Genomic DNA, 26,135 nt, shown 5'->3' with positions numbered 1-26,135 from the left:
ACTCCTAGTATTTCAATTGATTCAATGGGTCTTGAGCCATTGAGTCGAACATGTCCACTACACGACAGTCTTCACACATCGCAATACGATTAATCGCAGTTTCATCTGAAAAATGAGAGTGACCGCGTAACTTGCTCTGTAACATGTCAATCATAGACTGTGGAGCGAATGGCTTATGGCAGCGTAAACATTCCGCCGCTTTCTCTTCATGAATCACAACTGCTTGTTGACGTTCTTCTTTCACCCAATTCATACGAGGTGTCAGAGTAAGAACATTCTCAGGACATGCCTTTTCACACAGACCACATTGAATACAGTCTTGTTCTACAAACTTAAGTGATGGAGACGCGCCGTCGGTATGCAGAGCACGTGTTGGACACACAGCCACACAACTCATACACAAAGTACAATCTTTGCTTTCACACGAAACCGTGCCGTATGGAGCATTCGAAGGAAGCTCAACAATGTTCTCAACAGGAATGCGAGATGAAGACATTGCATCGAGTGCAGTGAACAGACGTTGACGTTTGTTGCCTTGAAGATCGCCAAGTGCAAGGTCGAATGAATCAACGCACAGTGTTGGAGGTCCTTCACGTAGAGATTCTAAATACAGGATATCGATGGTTTCTTTTGGAACACCGATTTGGTCTAGTAGCTCTTGAGCAATCCCTACTTCGTTATTCAGAACACGAATGATCGTCTCTGGCATAAAACGAGAAGCCGCAAACAGAACCTGAGTCGCCCCATTCACTAGTGCTGCAAACCAAGTATCAATACCAATAGAAGGCAGTTCTTCAACAACGATTGGAATAACGTTATCTGGTAGTGCTTTTAGCGCCATTACATTGTAAGTCTCATGACGAGAGCTACAGATAAGTACGATTGGATCCAGACCGCCCGCATGTTCATAGTTAGCTAGCGTACGTTCAATGAACTTTTGAGTATCGTCAGGGTTTGGAAGCGCATAGGTAATCGCTTCTGTAGGACAGCTTGTTGCACAAGTTCCGACGCCTTGACATAGATAAGGGTTAATCTCGATCTTGTGACCTGTTTTGTCTGAGCCTTCACTTGATAGCGCGCCAGCAGGACAAGCATCAACACAACGTTCACACCCTTTTACGCCACGAGAACTGTGCGCACAAAGGTCAGTGTCTAAACGGAAGAACTTAGGCTTATCAAATGTGCCCATTAGCGTTGGAATCTCTTCCAGTGCTTCGGCCAGTTTTGGATAGCCTCGGCCCACTGGGTAATAACCCGGTACAGGCACTTCTTCTGTCATGCAGCTATTCAGACATAGGTCTAGAACAACATCGAAACAATCGTGATTAATCGCGATTTTCGCCAAGTTGCTTGATGTGCCTTTACTCTCAATCACGACTTCAAACGTACCAAGGAAACCGGATACTTGAACCGAATTCGCGAAGTACAGTTCTGGGTTTTTGCCCTTTTCGCCGTCTGTCGACAATAAGGTTAAGCTCGTCAATTGAGGTAATTGAGCCGCAGCACTTTCAATGATCGCAGTTGGACCAATAACAAGAGTATTACCGCCGCTTTCGTAGCTAACAGTAGGTGGAATCAGATTTGTTAACTCAACTGTATTTTCAAATGCATACAGTCTTGCTTTAGCGTTATTTGAAGTTGCTTGTTCTAATAATTGTTTAAGCATTGCTCAGTTCCATCTTTGGACATGGATAATCTGTTCAACCTTCATTGTAGTAAGCGATAGAGAACTTGCTGAGTAATCCGTTAACAACTAACCCTTTAGCCAGTGTCTCGCTCGTCAGACTATGAATTCGTCTATCTACAAAAAAGTTGATAATAAACGTTATTTAGCAAATGCCATGCCAATTTAATAAACCTTATATATCAGTAATTTAATTCTTTATAGCGTTTATTGTGCGTATAAAAAAACCGCTTGGGACATTTTGTCGCAAGCGGTTCATTGAGTATTTAGTCAAAATGTACCTATTCTTTGTGTGGTATATTTTGTCCCATCTCTTTCAGGTCATCTTCGTCTGATGTGGTAGCGCTTTTATCTGATACTGTGTTTTCATACAGTTCTTTTTCTTGTTCGGTTATTTCGGCACTTTCTGAAGTTTCAAGTTCATTATCAGATGCCTCAAGATCGCTTTCAGAAGTTTCTAAAACTGAGCCTTCATCTTTATTATCAATGACTTGGTCTTCTTCTGGCGTAGTGTCTTCTTCCGTTTTATCTTTAACCCAATCACGCAGGGTTTCCGCAACCCCTTCAGAAAGAGACTTTAAATTACTGTAATCGTCGTCGTAATCATCTAAACCATCACGAACATTGAATTCTTCTGAGAGGAATAATTTACGCAATGCGGCTTTTTTTACGCTTTCTGAGGCTTCTGATACCAATAATTGAGCAACAGACAAGTCTTCAGTGGCTTCTGGTGCGGGATCTTGAACGTCAGAAGCATGAACTTCTTCATTGGTTTCTAAAGCATCACTATCTAAAGACTGAGGCGCTGCTGCTTCCATTTCAGAAGAAAGATCAGCAGACGAAATCTCAGAAGAATCAGAGGAAGTGAGTTCCGGTGCTTCCAGTGTTTGCTCTACTTCCAAAGCTTCGTCAGTGGATTCGTCAAGCTTTCGTTGAGACCAACGGCTAAAGAAGTTAGTTGCCATTTGATCTACCCGCACCTTTACGTTTCTTACGTCTTGCTTCTAGCAACTCACCATGACGGCCTATGAAGGCTTCCATCCAAGCTTGCACAGGTAGCGGAATGTCGTATGAAAGGACTTGGTTGTCACCGTCCATGTATTGCCCTGCAACGGTTTGTGATGCTGTAAGTAACTGAATAACTGGCTTAACACCAGAATCGACATTATCCATCACTAAGAAAAGCTTAGGTTGCTGAGAGCTTAGGTTGAAACGATAGTCTGTACGCTCGTCTTTATGTAATTGGAGTAAACAAACGTCTTGGGCATCGTCTTCTGGCGACAGTTCAAACCCCTTCAATTCCCATTGTGTCGTTACCCAGATACCTGTTTTGATCTCTTTCTCTATTCTTTGGACACCGATTGGCCAAGCTGCTTCTGTTTTTTCATATTGTTCTTTGAATTCTTTTATCTCAGACATACTTCACCCAATTGATTTTCTTTGGTCTGAATGCACTTAGGACATTTTGTACTGTGCGCAATCATATACACCCCATAAAGCAATAAACACGCCAATACGGATTAACTGCGAGAGCGTATCTATAGCGCTCGTTATCAAGTTGTCACTATAACGTTAGTCGATACTGGTTATTTCAGACAACTCCACTCGGTGAACTCTCATATTTTGCGCTATTTTAATCGAATGCTTCATGTTTTCCTGAATACCCGTTATTTTGGAATAAGATTTGCTTTAAGCATGGGCTAAAGAATCGATTAACAAGAGTGGCGTTAGACCGTCTTGTTACAACCCTATCTCATTAAGTAGGAAGTGATTGTGGTAAAACCAAACATAATAAAAACTAGCGAAAACCCACTTCAGACAATTGAAGTTGAAGTGTTTGATGAATATGGTGAGAAGCTAACCAAACAGATCGCTTGTGAACGCCCTCTTACCGTTATGTTGAACTGGAAAGAGATCGTAACCCTGATGACGCTCGGCTCACGCCCTGAATCCTTAGTCTTGGGTTATTTGAAGAACCAAAGCTTCCTTTCTGACCCTGAAGCGGTTGAGTCTATCATCATCGATTGGGAAACCAGCTCTGCAGCGGTTATCACCAAAGAAGATACGAGCCAACTTGAGCAAGCGCTTAAGAAGAAGACGGTGACCTCTGGCTGTGGTCAGGGCACCATGTTTGGAAACGTGATGAAGCAGTTGGAAGATTACCAGGTGCCTCAAACCAAGATTAAGCAATCTGAAATTTACACGGCTTTAGAAGCGCTGACTCATTACAACGACACCTACAAGAAAGCTGGCGCGGTACATGGTTGCGCAGTTTGCAAAGACGACAAGGTTCTATCGTTTGTTGAAGATGTTGGCCGTCACAATGCGGTAGATACGTTAGCTGGTGAGATGTGGCTTAACAAAGAGTCTGGTGAAGATAAGATTTTTTACACTACAGGCCGCCTGACTTCTGAAATGGTCATCAAAGTAGCGCAGATGGGTATTCCTGTTCTGCTATCACGCTCTGGCGTAACACAAATGGGCTTAGATTTGGCTCAGCAATTTGGTATCACGACCATTGCTCGCGCTAAAGGCCTGCGTTTCCAAGTGTTCACTGGCGCAGAGAAGATCGACTTTGATGTGAAAGGCGAACAGGCTTCGTCTGAAAGCTAGATTCAAAAGCCCTGTTCATGCCTAATTAAAGCTGATTTTAGGCGAATGATATAGCTAAACAACAATGCCGCTCATAACCTTGATTAGTGGCATTTTTTATTTGTTCAAAGTTTATTTCAAGATATGCCTAGTAAGCTATATAGCTTGGAGGTTTCTCTCAACGGTACCCACTGATTTTTGCTTGTAGATAAATAACGGCTCCCTCGACCTTAGTCGTAAACGAATCTTGCTTTAACAACCTTATAGGCTATTAGTTACATATTCATCATTTAAATACATCTATTAATTACAAAACAAAGATGAATATTAACGTCACTGGCTTAAAGGGAATTAACCATGAGTAATCCGTCGGAACCTCAGCGTCGTTCGCTGTCTCTTTCAATACGCAGTAAATTTATTCTAATCAACCTCACCTTGTTTGTTTCAGTTTTCATATACGCCATTTACGAACAGTTTAGCTTAGACAAGCTTGAATCCTTGGAGCGCGCTGCGACTGAAAACCTCAGGAGTTCAGTTGACTTGCTAACGCTCAGGAGACACGAGAAAGATTTCTTGTCTCGCCACGATCAAAAATACGCAGAACGCTTCGACAAAACCGCCAACACCCTGAATCAACGATTGGTGACTTTGAACCAAACTCTCACCTCGCACGAGCTGCACCTGTCTGACCAAATGACAAGGATTTCGGACACTCTTCATCAATATCAAAAACAGTTTCACCAAATCGTTGAACAAGTAAATAACATTGAACGTACGACCGCACCTTTAGGTTTTGTCGCTGCGTTAGATGGCAAAAGAACCGCGTTAAAATCAGCGATCGAATCTGAATCGAGTTTGGCTCTAGAGCTTGCGCTATTGGAGTTGATTGAAAAAGACTTCCACTATCTCGCTCATATCAATGACCAAACACATATGGCGTTAGCTGATGCTCTTAAAGAGTTTGAACCCTATTCTCAAACGTCGGTTGCGACAGAGCAAGCCTATTCGGACTACAAAGTTGCGGTTGAAACGCTTCTGCTGGCTAACACCAATTTAGGCTTGTCGGCAGAGATCGGCCTTAGAGGCGCCTTACGTAGCAACGTCCACCAAACAGAACAAGCCATTGAAGCGGTACAAACCGAGATAAGCCAAGCTATCTCAGCGGCGAGTACACATACCAAAAACACACTACATCTTTTTGGTGCGGCTATCGTAGCTCTGCTCTCTCTGTTGTTAGTGTTCATTGGGCGCAACATACTTGCGCGAATCAAAGCGATAAACGTGATGATGGAGTCAATTGCGAATGGAGATGGTGACTTAACCGTGCGCATGAATGCCAAAGGCAACGATGAACTTGCTCAGTTGGCGCATTCCTTCGATACCTTCATCAATAAACTGCATGGCAATATTAAAGAGTTGTCTGGCGTGATGACGGTGTTGACCGATAGTTCGTGCAGCTCTGAAGAAGCGGCAATCAAAAGTATGAGTAATGCTGAAAAGCAGAAGCAACAATCTGAATCAGTAGCGACGGCAGTTAATGAGCTGGTGATGACCAGTAATGAAGTGACGGCGAACATAGAAAACGCAGCGATGAACGCAGAGAAGATCAAAGACAATGCACATCAGGCGTTACAAGAAACTCATGCAACTAATGACAGCATTAATGTGCTGGCCGAGAATATTGCTGAGTCACAAAACCTAATTGTTCAGCTCGAAGATCAGAGTCGCGAAATCAATCAAGTCGTTACTACCATTCAAGGCATTGCGGAACAAACTAACCTACTCGCGCTAAATGCAGCGATAGAAGCTGCACGTGCTGGTGACCATGGACGTGGGTTTGCAGTCGTGGCGTCTGAAGTAAGAGAGCTTTCGCTAATGACAAACGATTCAACCCATCAAATTGAATCGACCATTCATGGCCTAACGTCTGGAATAGCAAAAACGGTCGCTAAGATGTCGGTAAGCCTAGAACAAACGGGATTAGTTAAACACCAAACCAAAGACGTGGTGAATGCGATTGAAGGTATACACTTTCAGGTTGGAGATATGTTCGACTTAAACAGCCAGATTGCCACGGCGTCTGAAGAGCAATCCATGGTTTCAGCGGACATCGATCGGAATATTACCGATATCGCTCATTTAGCCAATGATACTCATACCGTGATTTCAGGTTCAGTTCGTTGTAGTGAACAAGTATCGAGCGTGAGTGTGAAGCTTGAGAAGATTGTCGCGCAGTTTAAGTATTAATGAGCAGTGTAAGCATTGATGAGTAAAGGTATTTTCGACCAACCACTCGACGTTTTTTAACACAAAGAGACTGATATAAAAAACTGATATGAAAAACAAAAGGCCTCTATCTTATTCATAAAGATAGAGGCCTTTTTAATCAGGGATACGTACTAACGTTGTATTACGTATTCATGTTTAATGCGTACTAAGCGCGTGCTTTCAAGAACTCAGCGTAAGTACCGCGGAAATCGTTGATCTTGCCGTCTTTGATTTCAAGAACACGAGTCGCTAGAGAGTCTACGAATACACGGTCGTGAGAAACGAAGAACAATGTGCCTTTGTAGTTCTCAAGAGCCAAGTTAAGCGCTTCGATAGATTCCATATCCATGTGGTTTGTTGGTTCATCCATTAGCAGGATGTTTGGCTTGTGCATCATGATCTTGCCAAGAAGCATACGACCTTGCTCACCACCAGAGATAACCTTTACCGACTTTTTGATGTCGTCTTGGCCAAATAGCATACGACCTAGGAAGCTACGAACAACTTGCTCGTCTTCGCCTTCTTGACGCCATTGGCTCATCCAGTCAAACAGGTTTAGATCTTCTTCAAAATCATGTGCGTGATCTTGAGCGTAGTAACCGATGTTTGAGTTTTCAGACCACTTATATTCACCAGTACGCGCTTCTAGGGCACCCGCTAGTGTGTTAAGTAGTGTTGTTTTACCCACACCGTTCTCGCCGATGATAGCAACACGCTCACCTACTTCGAAAATCGCATCGAACTTGTTGTATAGGTCTTCTTCAAAACCTTGAGCTAGGTTTTCAACCACAAGTGCGTTACGAAATAGCTCTTTAGACTGTTCGAAACGGATGAATGGGTTTTGACGGCTAGACGCTTTTACTTCATCTAGTTGAATCTTGTCGATCTGTTTAGCACGAGATGTCGCTTGTTTCGCTTTAGATGCGTTAGCAGAGAAACGAGAAACGAACGTTTGAAGTTCAGCAATTTGTGCTTTCTTCTTCGCGTTATCAGAAAGTAGACGTTCACGAGCTTGTGTCGCTGCTGTCATGTACTCATCGTAGTTACCAGGGAACAGACGAAGTGCGCCGTAATCAAGGTCAGCCATGTGTGTACAAACTGAGTTTAGGAAGTGACGGTCATGCGAAATGATGATCATTGTGCAGTTACGTTGGTTTAGCGTATCTTCCAACCACTTGATGGTGTCCATGTCCAGGTTGTTCGTTGGTTCGTCAAGAAGCATGATATGCGGGTCTGCAAACAGTACTTGAGACAATAGAACACGAAGTTTCCAACCTGGTGCCACTTCGCTCATTAGACCGAAGTGCAGTGATTCTTCAATACCTACAGCAAGAAGTAGTTCACCTGCTTTCGCTTCTGCCATGTAACCATCCATTTCAGCGAACTGAACTTCAAGGTCGGCTACTTTCATGCCGTCTTCTTCGCTCATTTCTGGAAGCGAGTAAATACGGTCACGTTCTTGTTTGATTTCCCAAAGCTCTTTGTGACCCATGATAACCGTGTCGATTACCGTGAATTCTTCGTAAGCAAATTGGTCTTGGTTTAGCTTAGCAACGCGCTCATTTGGATCGTAGCTTACGTTACCGCCAGTCGGCTCAAGTTCACCAGATAGAATCTTCATGAACGTCGATTTACCACAGCCATTCGCGCCGATTAAACCGTAGCGGTTGCCTTCGCCGAACTTAACTGAAATATTTTCGAAAAGTGGCTTAGCGCCGAATTGTTGGGTGATATTTGCTGTGGAGATCAATGCCGTTACCTTTTTAATGTGAAAAACGCCGCAACGTTACTTCTTCAGGGCTTTAACTGCAAGTCTTGATTGCAATTACTCGCCATTAAGTGAGTGATAACCTAGCCAAATCATAGTTTGAGCTGACTCACATTTTTGATTTTCTATTTGTCGTTAAAAAACTATCTATTTTTAGGAAAAACAAAATATCGAACAGCGCCCCATAATGGGCGGTATATAACGTCCCAAATCATGCCAACCATTGAATATATCGTATGCTGATTGGTCACAGTAAAACTAACCTGACCAAAGCAACAACAGACATAGGCAAGACTAGCCTAATCTCTGACAATTTCATGACAAAATCAGCCGAAACGGGAATAAAGTACTCGCCCCCGATACGGGGTTGGATTTCACAAAGTAAGATTAACTAACTATAGTAATCCTAACCTCATAATTCTAAGAGACTTTTATGCGTTCACTTTCGCGCTTCTTAATCTTCACTTTGGCCATTCTCTCTTGGCCGAGTCATGCCAACTTGGAATATGACTTACAATCTCAGCCTCAGGTATCTAATAGTGCTGTAGATCTGGATAAGCGTATTGATTCCCTACCGGATCCCCTCTTTATGGAGCAGTCGGACAGACGCCAAGTCAACATCCTGCTTGCCGAAGTCCTGCGAGTTCAAAAGCAGGAAATCAAAACCTTCGAGCAACAGATAAAAGCCTACAGAGATAACAACGACGCCGATCAATGGTTTGTCGTTCAAACCAGCTACGTTACTTTGAATAGCTTGAACGTTAGTAAGCAGCACCTGTTAGAGCAGACCAACTCTGCGAACAAAGAGCGCTTAACCGGTTTTGGCCCATACGGCGTGACTCAATTTAAACAAGAGTGGGAATTAACCAAACTCAATATTGAGTATCTTGTTTACTTCCAAATTCGTAGCTTTAAAGCATTAGTTAAAGACATTTTTATTTCTCCAGTGCCTGTCATTTGGGCTTCTCTAAAGGTGCTATTCATTTACTTCGGTTTAGTATGGTGGCTTGCCAACAGCACTCGCTTGATTGAGTTGTTTCGAGTTAACTTTCTCGAAGCGAAAACGAACCCTCCTTTTCTGGTTCGTGTGATTTGGTATATCAGCCGCGCTGAACGTGCGATTGCTTGGTTAATCGCCATCACACTTTCTTTGAGAGTGCTTTCTAGCATTCCTAGCCTGCAGCACCTGATTTTCCTAGAAATATTCACGTGGTGGATTCTAGGTGGTTCGATTGCTATTAGCTTTATTCTTGAATTTGCGTATCGCTTGGGTCGCACATCAAACCAAGAAGCCATCGCGCTGAGACTATCGACTATTCGTCGGTATGTTTGGAGTATTATTGTTGCAGGTCTGACTTTGCAGATATCGAGCATCACACTAGGTAAAGGCACCATTTACAGCTGGATCTACAGTGCGCTGTTTTTCTGGTTCGTGCTGGTCACGATATCGGTACTTAGATTATGGAGAGCGAAAGTCTTCGATACGCTGCAACACATCTCCGATCGTCCGGTGTGGGTTAACTGGGCAGTAAACCGCAAGGAAACCTTCTTACTTAATATACTGGCGACGGCAATTGGAATTGTCTGGTTGAGTGTTTACAACTTCCAACATCGAATCATGGCATTGCTTTCTAGTTACACGTTGTTTAGTCAGGCCTTAGCTTATCTCTTTCGAATCGAAGTGGCTAAGCAGTCTGATCTTGATAAAAACCAACAAAACTTGGTTCGAATCAAAGGAGACAAAACCTATGAGTACATTCTGCCGGGTAATATCGATAGCACCTTAATTGATTACGCGGGCGATGAGGTTAAGCAACTCTCTCGTTACTTAATGTCTGACAGCCCTGCTATTTGTATTGTTTCAGGCGAACGTGGTGTGGGTGCGACAACGTTGCTTTATACCTTGCTGCATAAAGTATCCAACGCAGAGCCTGTTTACGTGAGTTGCCCATACGCGGGTTACCAAGAGCTCTTAGCGCATCTAGCCGTGAGCATCGGCTTGGAAGAAGAAGCGACTGAGATTCAGATCTTGGCGCACCTACGTAAAAGTAACACCACGTACCTAATTGCGATTGATAATGCCCAACGATTAGTTAAGCCAATGGTCGGTGGCCTGTCTGATTTGATTCGTTTAACCAACCTTCTCCGTCGTTCTAAAAAGAATCACCGTGTCGTGATATCGATTGCCAAATCAAGCTGGCGATTTGTTGATAGAGCGCGTGGCGAGCGTCTGCTGTTTGACTTGGTGTGTTTCCTACCTCGTTGGACAGAGAAACAAGTTGGTGAGCTACTGACTAGCCGCATCAATACCGATCTTGAAAAGCCGTTATCGTTTGATGGTTTAGTTGTCCCTAAGCAGTGGGATCAAGATGACATGAGTGAAGAAGAACGTGCACGCCAAGGCTTCTATCGAATCTTGTGGCACTACTCTGATGGCAACCCTACCGTTGCGCTGCGATTCTTTAGGCTCTCTTTGAACCGCAATAAAGAGACAGATCAAGCCGTGGTGCGTCTGTTCCATGTTCCTGAAGCGCAGGAACTAGAGAATATGCCAAAACCTATGCTGGCTGTACTTCGCTCTATCGTACAACTGGAGATAGCGTCTCCGGAAGTGTTGTCTGAATGTACTCAGCTGAGCATTGCAGAGATAACCGGGATTCTACGTTATTTTGAAAGCCGTGGTTATATTGGTTGGCATGAAGAAAAGGCTCGAATTTCTGAGCACTGGTTCCGCCACATTACTAATGTTCTCGACCGTCAACATCTACTGGTGAAGTAAAATGAAGAAGTTATTTATCCTACTATTTGTTGGCTTGGCAAGTGTTGTCAGTTTCCCGACCTTCGCGACGGAAGAGTTAGCTAACGTAGAAAACATCTCAAAGATTGCGAGTTTAGTGCGTTGGAGCGGCGTGTTCTTCTCCATGATCGTTATTGCCGCAATGTGGTTGTTGCTTAAGTTCATCAATTCGTTGGTGACCAGTTTTGGTAGTCAGTTCGTGCAATATCGAATGCTGCTACAAAAACTGCAGTCGTTTACTCAATTCTTTATTTACGTGAGCACCGGCCTTATCGTGTTCATGATGAGCTTTCGAATCAACGATCAAATACTGGCTTTGATTGGTGGTACCCTCGCCGTGTCGGTCGGCTTTGCGCTTAAAGACTTGGCAGCATCATTCATCGCCGGTATCACTGTGATGATTGACAGACCTTTTCAAGTTGGTGACCGTGTCACGTTTGAAGGTAACTATGGCGACATCATTACCATTGGTTTGCGTTCTGTTCGAATGAGAACCCTAAACGACGACATTATCACGATCCCGAATAACAAGTTCTTAAACGAAGTAACGACCAGTGGTAACTATGGCGCGCTGGATATGCAGGTGGTGATTCCATTTTATGTCGGTATGAATGAAGACATCACCCTAGCTCGAGACTTGATTCAAGAAGCGGCGTCTTCTAGTCGTTACATCCATTTGCCGAAGCCTGTTACGGTTCTGGTCAAACAGACGATCACGGATAATTACTTGGCGATACAGCTAACTTGTAAGGCCTATGTGGTCGACACGGCGTATGAGAAGCTGTTTGAAACCGATATTACCTTGCGTGTGATGAAAGAGTTTAGAAAACACAATATCAACCCTCCGAAGATTTCAGTGACTGCACATTAACAAGATTGGCTTAACACTCTTCTTTTTTCTTAATGCTCTTCTTTTGTTGAGCGAGCTAACAATCCAGTTATCTACAAACGAAAACACCTCCGAACTTATCTCAAGTACGGAGGTGTTTTGTTATGGGCTTCTTGGATTAATCTCTTGAAGATAAGAAACCTGTGACTGGCATAGTTCGTTATGAAAAACCTTAGCGGTTAAACCTTAAAGTACTTCAACTGATCGGTTAGGTGCTCGGTAGTGTTGGCCATTTTCTGACTGTCTTCTGCGAGCGATTGTGAGGCCTGCAATACTTCATTTGCCGCAAGATGAATCCCTGTGACACTTTCACTCATTTCGGTTGCTACCGTGCTTTGTTGCTCCGATGCGGCGGCGATCTGTGCGACCATGTCGTTGGCGTTATGAAGCTCATTCACTATCACATCGAGTTGTTGGCGAGTTTCGTTAGACGCGACAACACTGTGATCGACTTTCTCATTGCTGCTTTGCATTGCTTTAAAGGTACGCTCTGCTTGCTGAGTCAGTTTTTCAATCGTCGATTGAACTTCATTGGTTGAGTTTTGAGTGCGGCTTGCGAGGTTACGGACTTCATCTGCGACTACCGCGAACCCTCTTCCTTGCTCACCCGCTCGGGCTGCTTCTATTGCCGCATTAAGCGCTAACAAGTTAGTTTGCTCAGATACATCACGTATCACGCTCACCACTTGGCTTATCTCTGTGACACCAGATTGCAAGTCTCTGACGAGATCGTTCGCGGTCGAAATGTTTTCTGAAACTTGAGATATGGTTTTAGACGTTACTTGCATGTTCTGGTCGTTCTGATTTGCGTGCTCGACAACCTTATTGGTGCTTGCGGCAGTATTTTCAGCATTAACAGCGACATCAGAAATGGTGGCACTCATTTCTGTCATCGCTGTCGATAGCAACTCAAGCTGTGCATGCTGTGAGTTAACACTGGTCGCAGCCTCTTCACTGGCTTGTGCAATGTGACTCGCCATGTTGCTGGATAAACCTGCTGATTCATTCGCTGTACGAAGCGTGCTTTGTAACTTGTTGAGCATGGTATCAATTTGATTACTCATATCGCCCAGTTCATCTTTGCGTGTCATGTTCATGCGTACACGAAGATCCCCATCTGCAATCTTATGGGTGTTGTCGATAAGCTTGTTAAGTGGCACAAGGATATTGTTAGAAATCGCGTAGCCCATAGCAAACAACAGGCCTGATAATACAACTGCGACCAGTCCCTCTTTGAGCGCTAGTGCATAGAAAGCGTCTTGAATATCCGCAACTAAGATTCCCGAGCCAACAATCCAATTCCACTCAGGGAATAGCTGTACATATGAGATCTTGTCTTTAAGTTCACCTTGCGGGCTCATCCATTGATAATCAAGAAAACCTTTCTCCTCTGGGGTACGTGAAATGGTGACCATCTCACGCCAGTGGTGTTTACCTGCACCATCTTTAAAGTTACCTGCGTTCTTGCCATTGAGTTCAGGTTTTAATGGATGGATAACAACGTTGAGTTGTTGGTTTAAGATCCAGAAATAATTGGTGGTGTCGTAACGAAGCGTTTCAATCGCTTGCAGCGCTTGTTTCTTTGCTACTTCTTCACCGAGTACGTTACGTTGGCTGTAATAGTAGTTCGCTAAGCTGACCGCGGTTTCGACTTGAGCACTGAGTTTATCTTGGCGCTCTTGCATTGAGCTTTCACGTTGTTGCATTAGGTTGAAAGATGACGCCATTACCAATAGAACAACCGATAAAATGACGATGGAGATAAGTTTTGATTTAATAGATAGATTACTTAATTTCATAGCTGACTGACTTTATTATATTTTTTGATTATGAATTTGGAGTCAATGTATCAAAAATCCGTACAGTTCAGATGATATGCATCAAGATCAAAAGATATACACTGTGTTACATATTTAAAAAGAGGTGCTCGTCAAACAGTCAGAGGTTGAGATTTAGTTGGCGATAGTTTAGTAGTGCAGGATTTTCGTGCTTGGGCTGAAACGTTCATGTAACAGCCCAAGCGCAGTAGAAATATTATCAGGTGATAATATGGTTGGATTCGATTCGAGCTTAAAGCTAAAAAAATTATAGGTTAGACACCAATAACTGTGGTGTCGCTTTTTGCTGAAGGTAGATACTAAAGCGGCTTCCCTTGCCAACTTCTGATTCGACACGTATCTCACCGCCCGTTTGGCTCAAGATACTTTGAGATACTGACAAGCCTAAGCCTGTACCGTCACGTTTGGTGGTGTAGAAAGGTGAAAAGATGCGTTTCAATTGTTCTTCTTTGATACCACACCCTTCATCTTCAACATGAACGATTGCACCATGAGACACGCCATTTTCAATCCAGTCTTCACTTGAAATAGTCAATGTGCCCTTTCCGTCCATAGCGTGAATCGCATTCATCTGTAGATTAACCAGAATCTGCAGCAATTGGTTGCGGTTCACTTCGACAGACGTTTTCGCGTGCAGTTGGGATACGTACACAATGCCCTTCTTCTTAGCCCCCGTTTTGACAAGCGTAATACTCTCATCCACGATTGGATTAATGTGTTGCCAAGTGATCTCATCTTGTACACCGCCATGACGGCTATATTGAAGCAGGCTTCGTGTGATATTTCGAATTCGGTCGATCTGTTCCATGATGGCGTGGACTTCTTCGTCTACACGAGCGACTTCGTCACCGAGTTCAAACTTCATCAATTCGACGTTGCCAAGAATCACCGCTGTCGGGTTGTTAATCTCATGGGCGATGCCCGCGGTTAATTCGCCTAGCGCGGCTAATTTTTCATTGACCACCAGCTTGTCTCGAGCTTGGTTTAATAGTTTGATATGTAGTTCGAGTTCTTCGGTTTTCTCTTTCAAGCTAGCAGTACGAGAATGAACCTTACATTCGAGTTCTGAAGCGGCTTGTTGGATCTCTTGATTACGTTCGTGCAGCAAATCTAACATCTTGTCGAATTGTTTAGCGAGTAAAGTCAGCTCGTGTTGATCGTTCAAACCAAGAGTGCCGATTCGCTTGTCTTGCCCCATCTGTACTAGCTTGACGACTTTATGGATGCGCTCAATTGGGTTGAAAAGATCACGTGCGCCACGGTGAACGATCAAACCAGAAGCCAGTAACAACAACACAATCGTAATACTGATTTCACCAAGGTTGGTTAAGTACGTTTCCACCAATGGCCAAATCAAATAACCGGTATAAAGCATGCCGATGACGTTATCGAATTGGTCATGAATCGGTTGATACGCAGTGATGTACCAAGCGTCGTAAACATACGCTCTATCTAGCCACTCTTTGCCTTCATTCAATACTTTAGAATGAACCTCGTGAGAAACACGAGTACCAATTGCGCGCCCTGCACTTTCTTCGCTGCTCAACGGTACATTAGTGCTGACACGTAGGTCATCAAGAAACACAGTAACGGTGCCAATACGACGATTGAACCCCTCGCGTTGCGGATAAATGAGATTGCTGATCTGATCAACCAACTGTGTGCTGTTATTAAGGAGGATCCCCCCATCAAGAAAACCAATTACGTGATCATTCTTGTCACGAATCGACACAACGGTGCGGCTAACTAACCCCCGAGTTTCAACGTTTAGACTATTGAGCATTGGGACTTCGGCTTGCCTGGCAAGGTTTTGGTCTAAATCGTTGAGTTCGTTTTGGCTCAATACACTAAAGAACGATTCTTTGTGTGTCATGTTGAGGTATTCAAGCTTTTTCTCCATGCTCTCGACGCTACGCCAGCGCAGGAAATCGAGTTCATAGCGAGATTTGTTTTCAGAAACCCAACGTGCGAGCTCTTCTTTCGAAATATCACTCGTGAGTTTGATTCGGAAGTTGTAAGACTCAGCAAATGCTTGAACGTTATAGGCCTGTTGGTTCTGAATTAGATGGATACTGTTGTCGGCAACATCCAAGCGCTCATCGACATCGATCAATGCGCCCTGCCATGTGTAATGAACAGACCAGTACAAAGTGATCGCAACCAGAGCACATAAAGTTAAGATGATCGGCGCAGACGTTAAAAATAGCAGGCGATACCGCACCATGGTTCTGAATCGGAACGCCCACTTTGACCACCATTGACGTCTAATCGGCATATTCAGAGCCTTCTGTATTCCACTCTTTGTATTTACGCTCTAACGTTTTACGAGCAACGCCAAGATCTCGAGACGCCGCTGATTTGTTTCCATCATGAAAACTAACCAACTGTTCTATATGTGCTTTCTCAACATCTTTGAGCGTCCAAGTGTTCGGATAACCTTCAACGGCATCATTGTTATCCAAATTAGGCAATTCAGCACCGTGTGACACCGTCACTGAAATGCTGGTGGGCGCTGGGTCGCCGTTAATCTCACGCCAATAGTGAGCTGGTGGCTTGTCTAATAAGATGCAACGTTCCACTAAGTTCTTAAGTTCACGAATATTTCCTGGCCACTCGTATTCGTTCATCGCCAAGATATCTTCATGCGCCCAGTTTGGAACAGGCACACCCAGCTCACTCGATAACAAACGGGTGAAATATGGAACCAGCTCAATCAGATCCGATGGACGTTCTCTTAATGGCACGACATCAATCTTGAGTACATTGAGTCGGTAGAACAGATCGCGGCGGAAGTGTCCTTTGTCGACCTCTTCTTGAAGGTTTCGGTTGGTTGCTGCTACAACTCGTACATCAACCGCGATCTCTTTCTCACTGCCTACCGGACGAATTGTGCGTTGTTCTAAAACGCGTAAAAGCGCTGCTTGCATTGGCAGTGGCATTTCCCCGATTTCATCAAGGAACAGTGTGCCGCCACTTGCGACTCTAAATAGGCCTTCTCGGTTTTTCTTCGCACCAGTAAAGGCACCAGAGGTGTGGCCAAACAATTCACTTTCTAAAAGCTCAGGAGCAATCGCTCCACAGTTGATTGGTACAAATGGCCCTGTTCGTTTGCTGGCTTCATGTACGCCACGAGCAACTAACTCTTTACCCGTCCCTGACTCGCCTTCGATTAACACCGATGCTCTTGATGGTGCGAATTGACTGATGAGTTGTTTAAGCTGTTTGGTTTTATCTGAGTTGCCGATCAGTTCGGTTTTGATATGACGGCTAACATCGCGCTTCAACGCGTATTGCATCCTTTGGTCTAGGCGCTTGTCCATACAACGCAGAACCGCTTGTATCATTTGTTCGAGGTTGAACGGCTTAAGAATAAAATCTGAAGCACCAAGCTTAAGCGCAGATATCGTCATCTCTAAATCAGCATAACCTGTCATGAAAATCACATCGGCACGTTTGTCGTTGTCGTTAAACGCCTCTTCCCACTCAATACCAGACCGACCTGGCAGGTTGATATCAAGAACAATGAGATCAAAATGCTCGCTCGAACGTAGTATTTCGGCTTCTTCAACCGACCCCGCACTCGATACCTTGCCAAAGAACTTACCCAGTGCTTTCTTTAAAATAGCTTGCATACCTATTTCATCATCCACAACCAAGACGGAAAACGCTTGATATTGAGTCAATGTGTTCGGGTTGAGGTTGGGTGTAGATGAACTAGGTAAAGACATAATGATTAGCCGGTGGGGAAAGTTGGGACAGAGTGTACCAATTAACCTTTTGTGCAACAGGGACAATGTGCGACATTTTGTCCTAGCTCATGTTTTGATTCATTTTAGAGGGCTAAATGACGCAGTTTTGTCCGAAATAACAGCAATTTAATGAGATCTGATGCATGATTTATTGGCATTAAGATTGCTTATAAGGTGTAGATTTCTAATTACAACAATTAGCGTCTTATGCACATGCCCTTTTGTGAGCCCTTTAAAACTGAAGGCATGTCATTCATTTATAACAGAATGGACATAATAATAATGAAAGCAATTCCCCTAACTATTGCAGCTCTATCTATCGTCAGTTACACGGCTAGCAGCGCGGAAGACACCACCCATATCAAATTGGCGACCACCACAAGTACCTACCACTCAGGTCTACTTGACTACTTATTACCTGAGTTCGAAAAAGATTCTGGTATCAAAGTTGATGTTTTAGCGGCGGGTACAGGTAAATCACTTCGCATGGGTGAGAATGGCGATGTAGACCTAGTGATGACTCACGCACCAAAGGCTGAAGCGAATTTCGTTGAACAAGGTTACGGGGTTCTACCTCGCAAGCTGATGTACAACGACTTTGTCATTGTTGGTCCTCAAAGCGATCCAGCGAAGATCGAATCTCAAAAAGCAGTGACTGATGTGTTCAAAGCAATCGCGAACAATAACGTGACCTTCGTTTCTCGTGGTGACGACTCTGGTACTCATAAGAAAGAGATGGGTATTTGGGCACAAACTAAAATGGAACCAAACTTCGGTGGTTATCGCAGTGTTGGTCAAGGCATGGGCCCTACTCTGAACATGGCGTCAGAGATGCAAGGCTACACCATGACAGACCGTGGTACTTGGTTGGCTTACCAAAACAAATTGGATCTTAAAATCCTTTTCCAAGGTGACAAGAACCTGTTTAACCCTTACCAAGTGATTCTTGTTAACCCAGAACGCTACCCGAGCATCAACTACCAAGCTGCGAAAGTATTCAGTGACTGGCTGGTAAACCCTAAAGGTCAGAAATTGATTAACGACTTTAAACTGCACGGCAAACAGCTGTTTGTTGCGAGCGCAGAATAGTTGGTTGTAAGTAAAGCGTAGCGTTGAAGGTCTAGCCAAAACTAACAAGCACTACACTTAGCTAAACAGTTAACGAAACACTCTTAAAAACAATAGCTGGCCAATTCAAGCTCAAATAGTTTGTGTCAGCTATGATTAACATCAGTCATTACCGATAAAGACCTATTATCGATTCACACGAGATACTTCATGACCCTATGGCAAACAACGATTGATGCAATGAACCTACTGGTGAGTTTTGACCACGAATTGTGGAAAATCGTCGCGGTATCTTTCAGCGTATCTTTGTCCGCCATCTCATTAGTGATTGTTCCTGCAATCCTTATGGCTTTCTTATTGGCTTATACCGAGTTCCCCGGGAAGTGGGCATTGTTATCGGTGATCAACACCCTGCAAGCTATCCCAACCGTGGTTATCGGTTTGTTGATGTACATGATGCTCTCTCGTTCTGGCCCACTCGGTGATTGGGAATTACTGTTCACCCAAAAGGCGATGATTCTAGGTCAGATGCTGATCTGTTTCCCAATCCTAGTCGCGATGATGCACGGCGCTCTCCAAGCCAGTGACCGCCGAGCAGTTGAAACGGCGCGCACGCTTGGCGTATCAACGACTCGTGTGGCGTGTACGTTAATTTGGGAAACGCGCTTCCCTCTTTTAGCGGCAACTATCGCTGCCTTCTCTCGTATCGTCACTGAGGTTGGTTGTTCAATGATGGTCGGTGGCAACATTATGGGGATGACAAGAAACATCCCAACAGCTATCGCTATGGAAAGCCACAAAGGCGCATTCGCTCAAGGTGTCGCCCTCGGTATGGTGTTATTAGCATTGGCATTAGCCCTTAACTTTTTCCTTTCCAGTGTGAGAGGAAAAGGCTATTTAAGAACTTAGGAACGCTGTCATGAGTATAAAAATAACAACGCAGCAAATTTCAATGCGCTACAAAGAGCGTGTTTTGTTCCATATTCCCGAATTGTCGATCGGCCCCAACGATGCCGTTTATCTCAAAGGAGATAATGGTGTGGGTAAAACGACCCTACTTAAAATATTGTCTGGATTGATTCAGCCAAGCTCTGGCCGCATTCAGTCTCCGACACAAAGTTGGCAGCAGATCTTATTCCCTAGGCTCAAGTTCAAAGACATTATCTACCTGCATCAAACCCCCTATCTTTTTGATGGTTCGGTATACCAAAATGTCGCTTATGGCATTCGCTTTAACAAAGAGAGCCAAAAAGATAAGCGAGCTCAAATAATTAATGCGCTGAGAATGGTAGGTTTAGAAACCTTGGCAGATGAACACATTTCTGTGTTGTCTGGTGGTGAGCGTCAACGCGTTGCAATGGCACGAGCCTGGATTCTTAAGCCTTCAATTTTGCTGATGGACGAACCAAGTGCTTCTTTAGACAAAGAATCTATTGAAAGATTGGTCATTATGGCCGAAGATCTTCTTCAGAGAGGCGCGAGTTTGGTCATCACTAGCCACCAAACTAACGCGCTAACCGATTTATGTAAGAAGCAGTGGTGGATCAAGGACAACACTTTGACCGAATCACCGCTTCTTCAAGTTATTAAAAAGAACAAAGCACAAGAGAATATTTATGCTGCTTCCAACGCAAACTAGTTGGGTTATTTTGGCTGGCGGTCAAGCCAGCCGCATGGGCGGAAAAGATAAAGGACTCGTTGAGCTCAACGGTTCTCCGCTTATTCAATACGTTATAGACAAGCTGTCTCAACAAGATGTCAGCATTACCATCAACGCCAACCGTAACTTAGACAGTTACCAAGCATTTGCACCGGTTGTTTCCGACTCTTTCCCTGACTACCCAGGCCCTTTGGGTGGGATTCACGCTGGCCTTAAAAACGCGTCCACAGATTGGGTAGGCTTTGTTCCTTGCGACAGCCCTCAAATCAGTGACGACCTTGTTGAGCGTTTTTGTGCAGCAGTAAAAGAAGACAGCGACATTCTTGTGGCTCACGATGGCGAATTTAAGCAACCTGTATTCACCCTGTTCCACAAACGTGTTCTGCCAAAGTTAGAAGCGTTTTTAGAGCGTGGCGACCGCAAGATCATCTTGCTGTACAAAGAGTGTGTGACTGAGTACGTCGACTTTAGCGACGCGCCGAACTGCTTTGTTAATCTGAATACGCCAGAAGAACTCACCCAATTTGGAACGCTTCAATAATGAAAGATTCAAAACAACGCCCTAACCTTCCTTTATTGGGCTTTGCGGCTTACAGCGGCACAGGCAAAACAACAGTACTTGAAGCGTTGCTGCCTCTGCTGACTAATGCGGGTTTAAAAGTGGGTGTTCTTAAACACGCTCACCACGATTTCGATGTCGATAAGCCGGGTAAAGACAGTTACCGCTTACGTAAAGCGGGCGCGAATCAAATGTTGATCGCTTCTCGTAACCGTCACGTGATGATGACAGAAACGCCAGAAGCCGAAGCTGATTTTGATTACCTTCTGACACGTTTCGATACCAACACGCTGGACTTGATTTTGGTTGAAGGCTGCAAGAACATAGCTTTCCCTAAAATTGAATTGCACAGAGATGAAGTCGGTAAACCTTGGTTATACCCGAACGATGACAACATTATTGCCATTGCTGCAGACAGCCAAGTTGAATCAGACTTGCCACAAATGGCGATCAGCGACTTAGAGGCAATTCGTGATTTCATCATTGAATATGCTCAGTCATTCGACCCTTCATCGAAAACAAGCAAAACAGCGTCGTGTTCATCTTCAAAAGACGATTCACCTGTTGTATGTTGTGACTCCTTCTCTCCTGCTGGTTTAACCGTTACTCAAGGCCAACAAAAGATTGTTGATAGCATTGACGCGCTCGATCTCACAGAGAGAGTTGAACTATTGCAGGGCTACGGTCGTGTTTTGGCTGAAGATATAATCTCGCCAATCAATGTGCCTCAAAACACCAACTCAGCAATGGACGGCTACGCAATTCGTAGTGAAGATTTAGAACTGGATAGTTACCAACTGGTTGCTGAAGTTATGGCTGGTCACAGCTACGAGCAAACTGTTCAACAAGGTGAAGCCGTTAAGATCATGACGGGTGCACCAATGCCTGAAGGCGTTGATGTTGTTGTGATGCGCGAACAAGCCGTCCAAGATGGCGATAAGGTTAGCTTCCCAGGTGCGAAAATCACAATTGGACAAAATGTCCGTATGGCTGGTGAAGATTTAGAAATCGGCCAACCTGTCTTTACTCGTGGTACACGCATCGAAGCACCTGAAATGGGCATGATGGCGTCGTTAGGTTTTGGTAGCTGCCCTGTTCTACGTAAGGTAAAAGTCGGTGTGTTCTCTACGGGTGATGAAGTTCAAGCACCGGGTAGCGAGCAGAAGCCGAACTCTATCTACGACTCGAACCGTTTTACGATCATCGGCATGCTTCAAAAGCTAGGTTGTGACATTGTTGACTACGGCATCATTGAAGATGACGAACAAAAGATGATGGATGTACTTCACGCTGCGTCGTTAGAGACCGATATGGTTCTGACTTCAGGTGGTGTGTCTGTCGGTGATGCTGATTACATCAAACTCGCATTAGATAAGCTGGGTGAGATTAACTTCTGGCGCATCAACATGCGTCCGGGTCGCCCTCTTGCTTACGGCAAAATTGAAGACAAACCTTTCTTCGGTTTACCGGGTAACCCAGTTGCTGTGATGGTGTCGTTCATTAACTTTGTAGAGCCAGCGATCCGTAAGCTACAAGGTCAAACCAACTGGACACCAGTTAAAGCGAACGCGGTAGCGACTGAACAATTGCGTTCACGCCAAGGTCGTACTGAGTTCAGCCGTGGTGTGTTCTCGATGAATGAATCGGGTGTGCTTGAAGTAAAAACGACGGGCAAGCAAGGTTCAGGTATTTTACGTTCAATGAGCGAAGCGAACTGCTTAATCGAAATCTCGCCAGCGGTTGATGCTGTGAAAGTTGGCGAGACAGTGACGATCATTCCGCTACAAGGTCGCGTTTGATTCAAAGCTCAAACACCTAAATTGACTTGGCCGCTTTTTATAAGCTCTTTGCCAAAACATAGATGAAGCCCCTTCTATCGAGCTTTCGATGTTATGGGGCTTTCTTTTCTGTTCGTTTTGTAAAAGACAACCTGTTCGTTCCTTAAAAGACGAAAAGCTTAAATAGCGATAAGCCTGAAGAACGATAATCTTAAGATTTTTTATCATAACCTTGAGCCACGTACTGTTTTTATGTAGAGTGCGCGCAAAGTAATAATTCTATTGGAGAGCATCATGGCTCGTACCATTCTGTACACTTACAAAGACGAAGACAAAGAGTTACTGTTTTCGAAACAAGAACACCGCACGATCCAAGAAGCTGTCGCTGCAGCTGAAGGTATCGACATCACTGAGTATCTAAAAACTGAGCAACAGCTTGAGTTTATTTCTGATACTAAAGCGGTTCGTAACTACCAAGACAACTATTTCCGTAAGCTAGGCTTTACTAAGCTTACGTTGAAGCAAAAAGACAACCTTGGTGTTGGTAAAAAGAAGAAGTAAGCCCTCTGGCTTCTTTTTCTCGATCTGTAGCTTCTAGCTTTTCGTTTGCACTTGAGAGCTAAGAAGTTAAGAGCTAAAGAAACGAAAACCAAACAAATAAAAATGCCGCAACCTCTTTCGAGATTGCGGCATTTTTATTTGTGCTTTTTAACTAGCTTAACGTTAAGTTTCGATTACTTAATGTTAAGGAATGCAGCACCACGAACGCCGCCTGAATCACCGTGTTTCGCTTTGATGATCTTAGGACACTTCGCTACAGACAGTAGGTACTTAGGTATACGCTTTGGCATTTCTTCGTAGATAAGTTCGAAGTTTGAAAGACCGCCACCCAGTGCAACAACATGTGGGTCAAGACCCGTAAACAGATTCGCAAAACAGATAGCCAATAGCTCCATGAAACGGTCAACGTGCTCAGCTGCTTTTGCTTCGCCTTCGTTGTACGCTTCGATGATTTCAATCGCTTTCTTTTTCTCACCGAAGTAGTGCTCATAAATCAGTTCAAAGCCGCGACCAGATAGGTAGCTATCTAAACAACCTTTCTTGCCACAACCACAACCCAATAGCGGTGCGTTGTCGCCAAGGTGGAACCATGCATCAATAGGAAGACGCATATGGCCGAGCTCGCCAGCAACGTGGTTACGTCCTGAGAATACTTTGCCATCAAAAACCAAACCACCACCAAAACCAGTACCTAGAATTAGGCCAGCTACTGATGGTTCATCTTTCAATTCATCATCCCACGCTTCAGACAGCGCAAAACAGTTCGCATCGTTCTCGATTTTAACACTACGACCAATCAACGCTTCTAAGTCTTTGCGTAATGGCTTACCTGTTGAAGCCGGTACGTTAACAACAAGCATGGTGCCGTCGTCCGCATCTTCCATACCAGGAAGACCAAGGCCAATTTTGCCTTCGCAAGAGAATTCGCTATCGTATTTTTTTACCAAACCGGCAATCGTATCAAGTAGCAGTTGATAATCTTCAGTAGGCGTTGGTACGCGTTCGGTTGCTACTCGCTCAAGTTTTTCATTGAACGCACCAAACTCAATTTTTGTGCCGCCAACATCAAAGCCGTAATACATGAAATCTCTCCAATTTTTCCCTAAATTCGGGCAAATAAATTTTTAAATTAAACAACTAGGAAGCATTATCCATAACACTCCCCCTACAAACCGTGATAGATAACAAACTTATCTCGTGTTCGAATCTGTTTGAACAACAAGTCAGCACAAAGCGGTTAAAGGTTAGAGTGACGTCTCACTTTTAGTATGCTCTATGAAAGCATTCAGGCTTGGTTTGGTTGGATCCGATTTATAACGTGTCTTACTCAACATGTAGCTTTCACGAAATGCTTCAAACCATAGCTGTAAAGTCTTAGCGCCCTGTTCTTCACCGGCTTGTTTCAAAACTAAGCTCGCGACTTCGGCCGTTGATAGATGTTGTTCGTTGTCTGACTTACGCATCATATATTGAGAAACCGATTCCGGTTCAATCGACAACACAGGTAAATCTTGCAAATACTCTGAGCGACGGAAGATACGTCGTGCTTCGCGCCAGCTGCCATCAATGAAAATCAGCAACAGTGTTTTGTTTGGGTCGCGCATTTGTGGCAGATCTTGAACTACGCGCGTTTTGTCGTCGGTATAGTCTTCAGGGAATACGATCACAGGTTGGTATTTGTCATCTTTGAGGACTTCCAACATCTCTTGATTTGGCTCAGTACGGTGCCAAAGGTAGGCGTAGCTGTCCTTAACCGTGTCGACAATGAGTCGCCCTGTATTACTTGGTTTCAAGATTTCGTTATCTGACAAGATCAACATGGTGGCGACGTTCGTATCAACGTTAGGTTGATGTTCACAGATACAGCTGTCTTGTTTGATTTTGCAATACTCACATCGAACCACTTTACAACCGCGTGCATTAAACGGCTTAGTAGCAATGGATAAACGATGTTGATATAAACGGTGAAAAGCGTGGATTCTCATGGACAATAACGATAACTCTAGAAAAGTGGCACGATTGTACTTACAGTGTCCTTAGAATGATAGAAGGAATTCCCATGCAAGACCCATCACTGCTTCGCCTTGTTTGTTTTATTGTCGTTTTTGGATTGTGTGCGCTTTGGGAATGCCGTTTTCCGCGTAAAACACTGACTCAAAGCAAATGGTTTCGTTGGGGGAATAACTTTGCGCTGGTTGCTTTGAACAGCTTTCTATTAGCCACTCTAATTCCTATCGCAGCATTCCAAGCGGCGGTCATTGCACAAGAAAACCAATGGGGTCTGTTCAATACTCTGTCACTTCCTAAAGGACTCACCATTTTGATCTGCGTATTGCTGTTAGATTGCGCCATTTACCTGCAGCACTTGGTGTTTCACCGTGTTCCTTGGTTGTGGAAGCTACATCGAGTTCACCATGCGGACCTAGATATCGATGTCACAACCGGAACGCGCTTTCACCCTATTGAGATGATTCTTTCAATGCTCATCAAAGTGAGTTTGGTAATCGCACTTGGTGTCCCTGTCATTGCGGTTGTGATATTTGAAATTGTTCTTAATGCGAGTGCGATGTTTAACCACAGCAACGCACGTCTTCCGCTATGGATTGATAAGCGATTGAGAAAAGTGATTGTGACACCTGACATGCACCGCGTTCATCACTCGGTCATTGTGAAAGAAACCCATTCAAACTTTGGTTTCTTTTTATCTGTGTGGGACATTTGGTTTAAGACTTACCGCGCTCAACCAAAGCTTGGCCACGATAACGTTCAGATTGGCGTTCTAGAGATTCAAGATGGTAAAGAACAACGGTTAGATCTGATGTTACGTCAGCCATTTGCACGATTCCCTGCAACGAAAGACTAGGTTCTAATACACCTGATTCTCAAGCTTGTATTGAGATCGAACTTACTTAATTTCCAAAAAA

General features: G+C 44.1%; 20 protein-coding genes. 11 read left to right on the top strand and 9 right to left on the bottom strand.

Features of this window, described 5'->3' with window-relative positions; all coding sequences use genetic code 11:
• Nucleotides 1-4: 4 nt before the first annotated feature.
• The 3 genes from AC3CID_RS08270 to AC3CID_RS08260 all read right to left on the bottom strand — a co-directional run bounded on the left by AC3CID_RS08270 (nt 5) and on the right by AC3CID_RS08260 (nt 3,103).
• On the bottom strand, nt 5-1,666 hold the full coding sequence (locus AC3CID_RS08270) for a 4Fe-4S dicluster domain-containing protein (protein ID WP_488526383.1): 1,662 nt from the start codon (nt 1,664-1,666) through the stop codon (nt 5-7).
• A gap of 299 nt (nt 1,667-1,965) precedes the next feature.
• On the bottom strand, nt 1,966-2,649 hold the full coding sequence (locus AC3CID_RS08265) for a DUF3306 domain-containing protein (RefSeq protein WP_171329808.1): 684 nt from the start codon (nt 2,647-2,649) through the stop codon (nt 1,966-1,968).
• Nucleotides 2,639-3,103: a DUF3305 domain-containing protein gene (locus tag AC3CID_RS08260; RefSeq protein ID WP_016788660.1), complete on the bottom strand. Its 465-nt coding sequence runs from the start codon at nt 3,101-3,103 to the stop codon at nt 2,639-2,641. Before AC3CID_RS08260 ends, AC3CID_RS08265 begins: the two co-directional genes overlap by 11 nt.
• Nucleotides 3,104-3,457: 354 nt before the next feature.
• Between AC3CID_RS08260 and fdhD the strand changes: the two genes are divergently transcribed.
• Both fdhD and AC3CID_RS08250 read left to right on the top strand, forming a co-directional pair.
• On the top strand, nt 3,458-4,297 hold the full coding sequence (gene fdhD, locus AC3CID_RS08255) for a formate dehydrogenase accessory sulfurtransferase FdhD (RefSeq protein ID WP_237290420.1): 840 nt from the start codon (nt 3,458-3,460) through the stop codon (nt 4,295-4,297).
• Between the two features lie 336 nt (nt 4,298-4,633).
• Nucleotides 4,634-6,523, top strand: a complete 1,890-nt coding sequence (locus AC3CID_RS08250) for a methyl-accepting chemotaxis protein (protein ID WP_488526382.1) — start codon at nt 4,634-4,636, stop codon at nt 6,521-6,523.
• Between the two features lie 187 nt (nt 6,524-6,710).
• Here the strand turns inward: AC3CID_RS08250 and AC3CID_RS08245 are convergent, their stop codons facing one another.
• Nucleotides 6,711-8,294, bottom strand: coding sequence for an ABC-F family ATPase (locus AC3CID_RS08245; protein WP_488526381.1), 1,584 nt, complete (start codon nt 8,292-8,294; stop codon nt 6,711-6,713).
• A gap of 451 nt (nt 8,295-8,745) precedes the next feature.
• Here AC3CID_RS08245 and AC3CID_RS08240 point away from each other — a divergent pair, with 451 nt between their 5' ends.
• Entirely contained in the window at nt 8,746-11,091 is a 2,346-nt protein-coding gene (locus AC3CID_RS08240; RefSeq protein ID WP_488526380.1) for an ATP-binding protein, read from the top strand.
• Between the two features lies 1 nt (nt 11,092).
• Nucleotides 11,093-11,980 carry a mechanosensitive ion channel family protein gene (locus AC3CID_RS08235; protein WP_017077251.1) on the top strand — a complete coding sequence of 296 codons (888 nt, stop codon included), beginning with the start codon at nt 11,093-11,095 and terminating at the stop codon, nt 11,978-11,980.
• A gap of 197 nt (nt 11,981-12,177) precedes the next feature.
• On the opposite strand, the gene AC3CID_RS08230 is transcribed toward AC3CID_RS08235, so the two are convergent.
• The 3 genes from AC3CID_RS08230 to AC3CID_RS08220 all read right to left on the bottom strand — a co-directional run bounded on the left by AC3CID_RS08230 (nt 12,178) and on the right by AC3CID_RS08220 (nt 17,564).
• Nucleotides 12,178-13,797, bottom strand: coding sequence for a methyl-accepting chemotaxis protein (locus tag AC3CID_RS08230; RefSeq protein ID WP_171308283.1), 1,620 nt, complete (start codon nt 13,795-13,797; stop codon nt 12,178-12,180).
• Between the two features lie 286 nt (nt 13,798-14,083).
• Entirely contained in the window at nt 14,084-16,111 is a 2,028-nt protein-coding gene (locus AC3CID_RS08225) for a sensor histidine kinase (protein ID WP_488526379.1), read from the bottom strand.
• Nucleotides 16,101-17,564, bottom strand: coding sequence for a sigma-54-dependent transcriptional regulator (locus tag AC3CID_RS08220; RefSeq protein WP_488526378.1), 1,464 nt, complete (start codon nt 17,562-17,564; stop codon nt 16,101-16,103). The genes AC3CID_RS08225 and AC3CID_RS08220 overlap by 11 nt, the downstream gene beginning before the upstream one ends.
• Nucleotides 17,565-17,867: 303 nt before the next feature.
• Between AC3CID_RS08220 and AC3CID_RS08215 the strand changes: the two genes are divergently transcribed.
• The 6 genes from AC3CID_RS08215 to AC3CID_RS08190 all read left to right on the top strand — a co-directional run bounded on the left by AC3CID_RS08215 (nt 17,868) and on the right by AC3CID_RS08190 (nt 23,211).
• The gene (locus tag AC3CID_RS08215; RefSeq protein ID WP_017077255.1) at nt 17,868-18,674 is read left to right on the top strand and encodes an ABC transporter substrate-binding protein; all 807 of its coding nucleotides are present in this window, start codon (nt 17,868-17,870) and stop codon (nt 18,672-18,674) included.
• A 189-nt stretch (nt 18,675-18,863) separates the two neighbouring features.
• Nucleotides 18,864-19,562, top strand: coding sequence for an ABC transporter permease (locus AC3CID_RS08210; protein ID WP_017068184.1), 699 nt, complete (start codon nt 18,864-18,866; stop codon nt 19,560-19,562).
• 10 nt (nt 19,563-19,572) lie between these two features.
• A complete protein-coding gene (locus AC3CID_RS08205; RefSeq protein ID WP_171308280.1) occupies nt 19,573-20,292 on the top strand; it encodes an energy-coupling factor ABC transporter ATP-binding protein in 720 nt (239 codons plus the stop codon).
• Nucleotides 20,270-20,854 (top strand): molybdenum cofactor guanylyltransferase MobA, encoded by a 585-nt coding sequence (gene mobA, locus AC3CID_RS08200; RefSeq protein WP_488526377.1) that lies wholly within the window; start codon nt 20,270-20,272, stop codon nt 20,852-20,854. The genes AC3CID_RS08205 and mobA overlap by 23 nt, the downstream gene beginning before the upstream one ends.
• Nucleotides 20,854-22,671: a bifunctional molybdopterin-guanine dinucleotide biosynthesis adaptor protein MobB/molybdopterin molybdotransferase MoeA gene (locus AC3CID_RS08195; protein ID WP_488526376.1), complete on the top strand. Its 1,818-nt coding sequence runs from the start codon at nt 20,854-20,856 to the stop codon at nt 22,669-22,671. Before mobA ends, AC3CID_RS08195 begins: the two co-directional genes overlap by 1 nt.
• A gap of 273 nt (nt 22,672-22,944) precedes the next feature.
• Nucleotides 22,945-23,211, top strand: coding sequence for a DUF2960 family protein (locus tag AC3CID_RS08190; protein WP_004733780.1), 267 nt, complete (start codon nt 22,945-22,947; stop codon nt 23,209-23,211).
• 173 nt (nt 23,212-23,384) lie between these two features.
• On the opposite strand, the gene nagK is transcribed toward AC3CID_RS08190, so the two are convergent.
• Both nagK and AC3CID_RS08180 read right to left on the bottom strand, forming a co-directional pair.
• The gene (gene nagK / locus AC3CID_RS08185) at nt 23,385-24,293 is read right to left on the bottom strand and encodes an N-acetylglucosamine kinase (protein ID WP_171316372.1); all 909 of its coding nucleotides are present in this window, start codon (nt 24,291-24,293) and stop codon (nt 23,385-23,387) included.
• A gap of 162 nt (nt 24,294-24,455) precedes the next feature.
• Nucleotides 24,456-25,202 carry a tRNA-uridine aminocarboxypropyltransferase gene (locus AC3CID_RS08180; protein WP_488526375.1) on the bottom strand — a complete coding sequence of 249 codons (747 nt, stop codon included), beginning with the start codon at nt 25,200-25,202 and terminating at the stop codon, nt 24,456-24,458.
• Nucleotides 25,203-25,270: 68 nt separating this feature from the next.
• Between AC3CID_RS08180 and AC3CID_RS08175 the strand changes: the two genes are divergently transcribed.
• The gene (locus AC3CID_RS08175; protein ID WP_488526374.1) at nt 25,271-26,074 is read left to right on the top strand and encodes a sterol desaturase family protein; all 804 of its coding nucleotides are present in this window, start codon (nt 25,271-25,273) and stop codon (nt 26,072-26,074) included.
• The last annotated feature ends 61 nt before the right edge of the window (nt 26,075-26,135 follow it).

The organism is Vibrio sp. QJM3NY_21 (assembly GCF_057785975.1).
Note: the sequence above shows the minus strand (reverse complement) of the source record. Positions and strands in the feature narration are given on the sequence as shown.

Bases quoted from the DNA above. Each gene is read 5' to 3' on its own strand.
- nagK (WP_171316372.1), bottom strand. From the start codon at position 24,293: ATGTATTACGGCTTTGATGTTGGCGGCACAAAAATTGAGTTTGGTGCG.
- AC3CID_RS08265 (WP_171329808.1), bottom strand. From the start codon at position 2,649: ATGGCAACTAACTTCTTTAGCCGTTGGTCTCAACGAAAGCTTGACGAA.
- AC3CID_RS08230 (WP_171308283.1), bottom strand. From the start codon at position 13,797: ATGAAATTAAGTAATCTATCTATTAAATCAAAACTTATCTCCATCGTC.
- AC3CID_RS08270 (WP_488526383.1), bottom strand. From the start codon at position 1,666: ATGCTTAAACAATTATTAGAACAAGCAACTTCAAATAACGCTAAAGCA.
- AC3CID_RS08225 (WP_488526379.1), bottom strand. From the start codon at position 16,111: ATGCCGATTAGACGTCAATGGTGGTCAAAGTGGGCGTTCCGATTCAGA.
- AC3CID_RS08235 (WP_017077251.1), top strand. From the start codon at position 11,093: ATGAAGAAGTTATTTATCCTACTATTTGTTGGCTTGGCAAGTGTTGTC.
- AC3CID_RS08250 (WP_488526382.1), top strand. From the start codon at position 4,634: ATGAGTAATCCGTCGGAACCTCAGCGTCGTTCGCTGTCTCTTTCAATA.
- AC3CID_RS08210 (WP_017068184.1), top strand. From the start codon at position 18,864: ATGACCCTATGGCAAACAACGATTGATGCAATGAACCTACTGGTGAGT.
- AC3CID_RS08205 (WP_171308280.1), top strand. From the start codon at position 19,573: ATGAGTATAAAAATAACAACGCAGCAAATTTCAATGCGCTACAAAGAG.
- AC3CID_RS08190 (WP_004733780.1), top strand. From the start codon at position 22,945: ATGGCTCGTACCATTCTGTACACTTACAAAGACGAAGACAAAGAGTTA.
- AC3CID_RS08220 (WP_488526378.1), bottom strand. From the start codon at position 17,564: ATGTCTTTACCTAGTTCATCTACACCCAACCTCAACCCGAACACATTG.
- AC3CID_RS08215 (WP_017077255.1), top strand. From the start codon at position 17,868: ATGAAAGCAATTCCCCTAACTATTGCAGCTCTATCTATCGTCAGTTAC.
- mobA (WP_488526377.1), top strand. From the start codon at position 20,270: ATGCTGCTTCCAACGCAAACTAGTTGGGTTATTTTGGCTGGCGGTCAA.
- AC3CID_RS08175 (WP_488526374.1), top strand. From the start codon at position 25,271: ATGCAAGACCCATCACTGCTTCGCCTTGTTTGTTTTATTGTCGTTTTT.
- AC3CID_RS08260 (WP_016788660.1), bottom strand. From the start codon at position 3,103: ATGTCTGAGATAAAAGAATTCAAAGAACAATATGAAAAAACAGAAGCA.
- AC3CID_RS08195 (WP_488526376.1), top strand. From the start codon at position 20,854: ATGAAAGATTCAAAACAACGCCCTAACCTTCCTTTATTGGGCTTTGCG.
- AC3CID_RS08240 (WP_488526380.1), top strand. From the start codon at position 8,746: ATGCGTTCACTTTCGCGCTTCTTAATCTTCACTTTGGCCATTCTCTCT.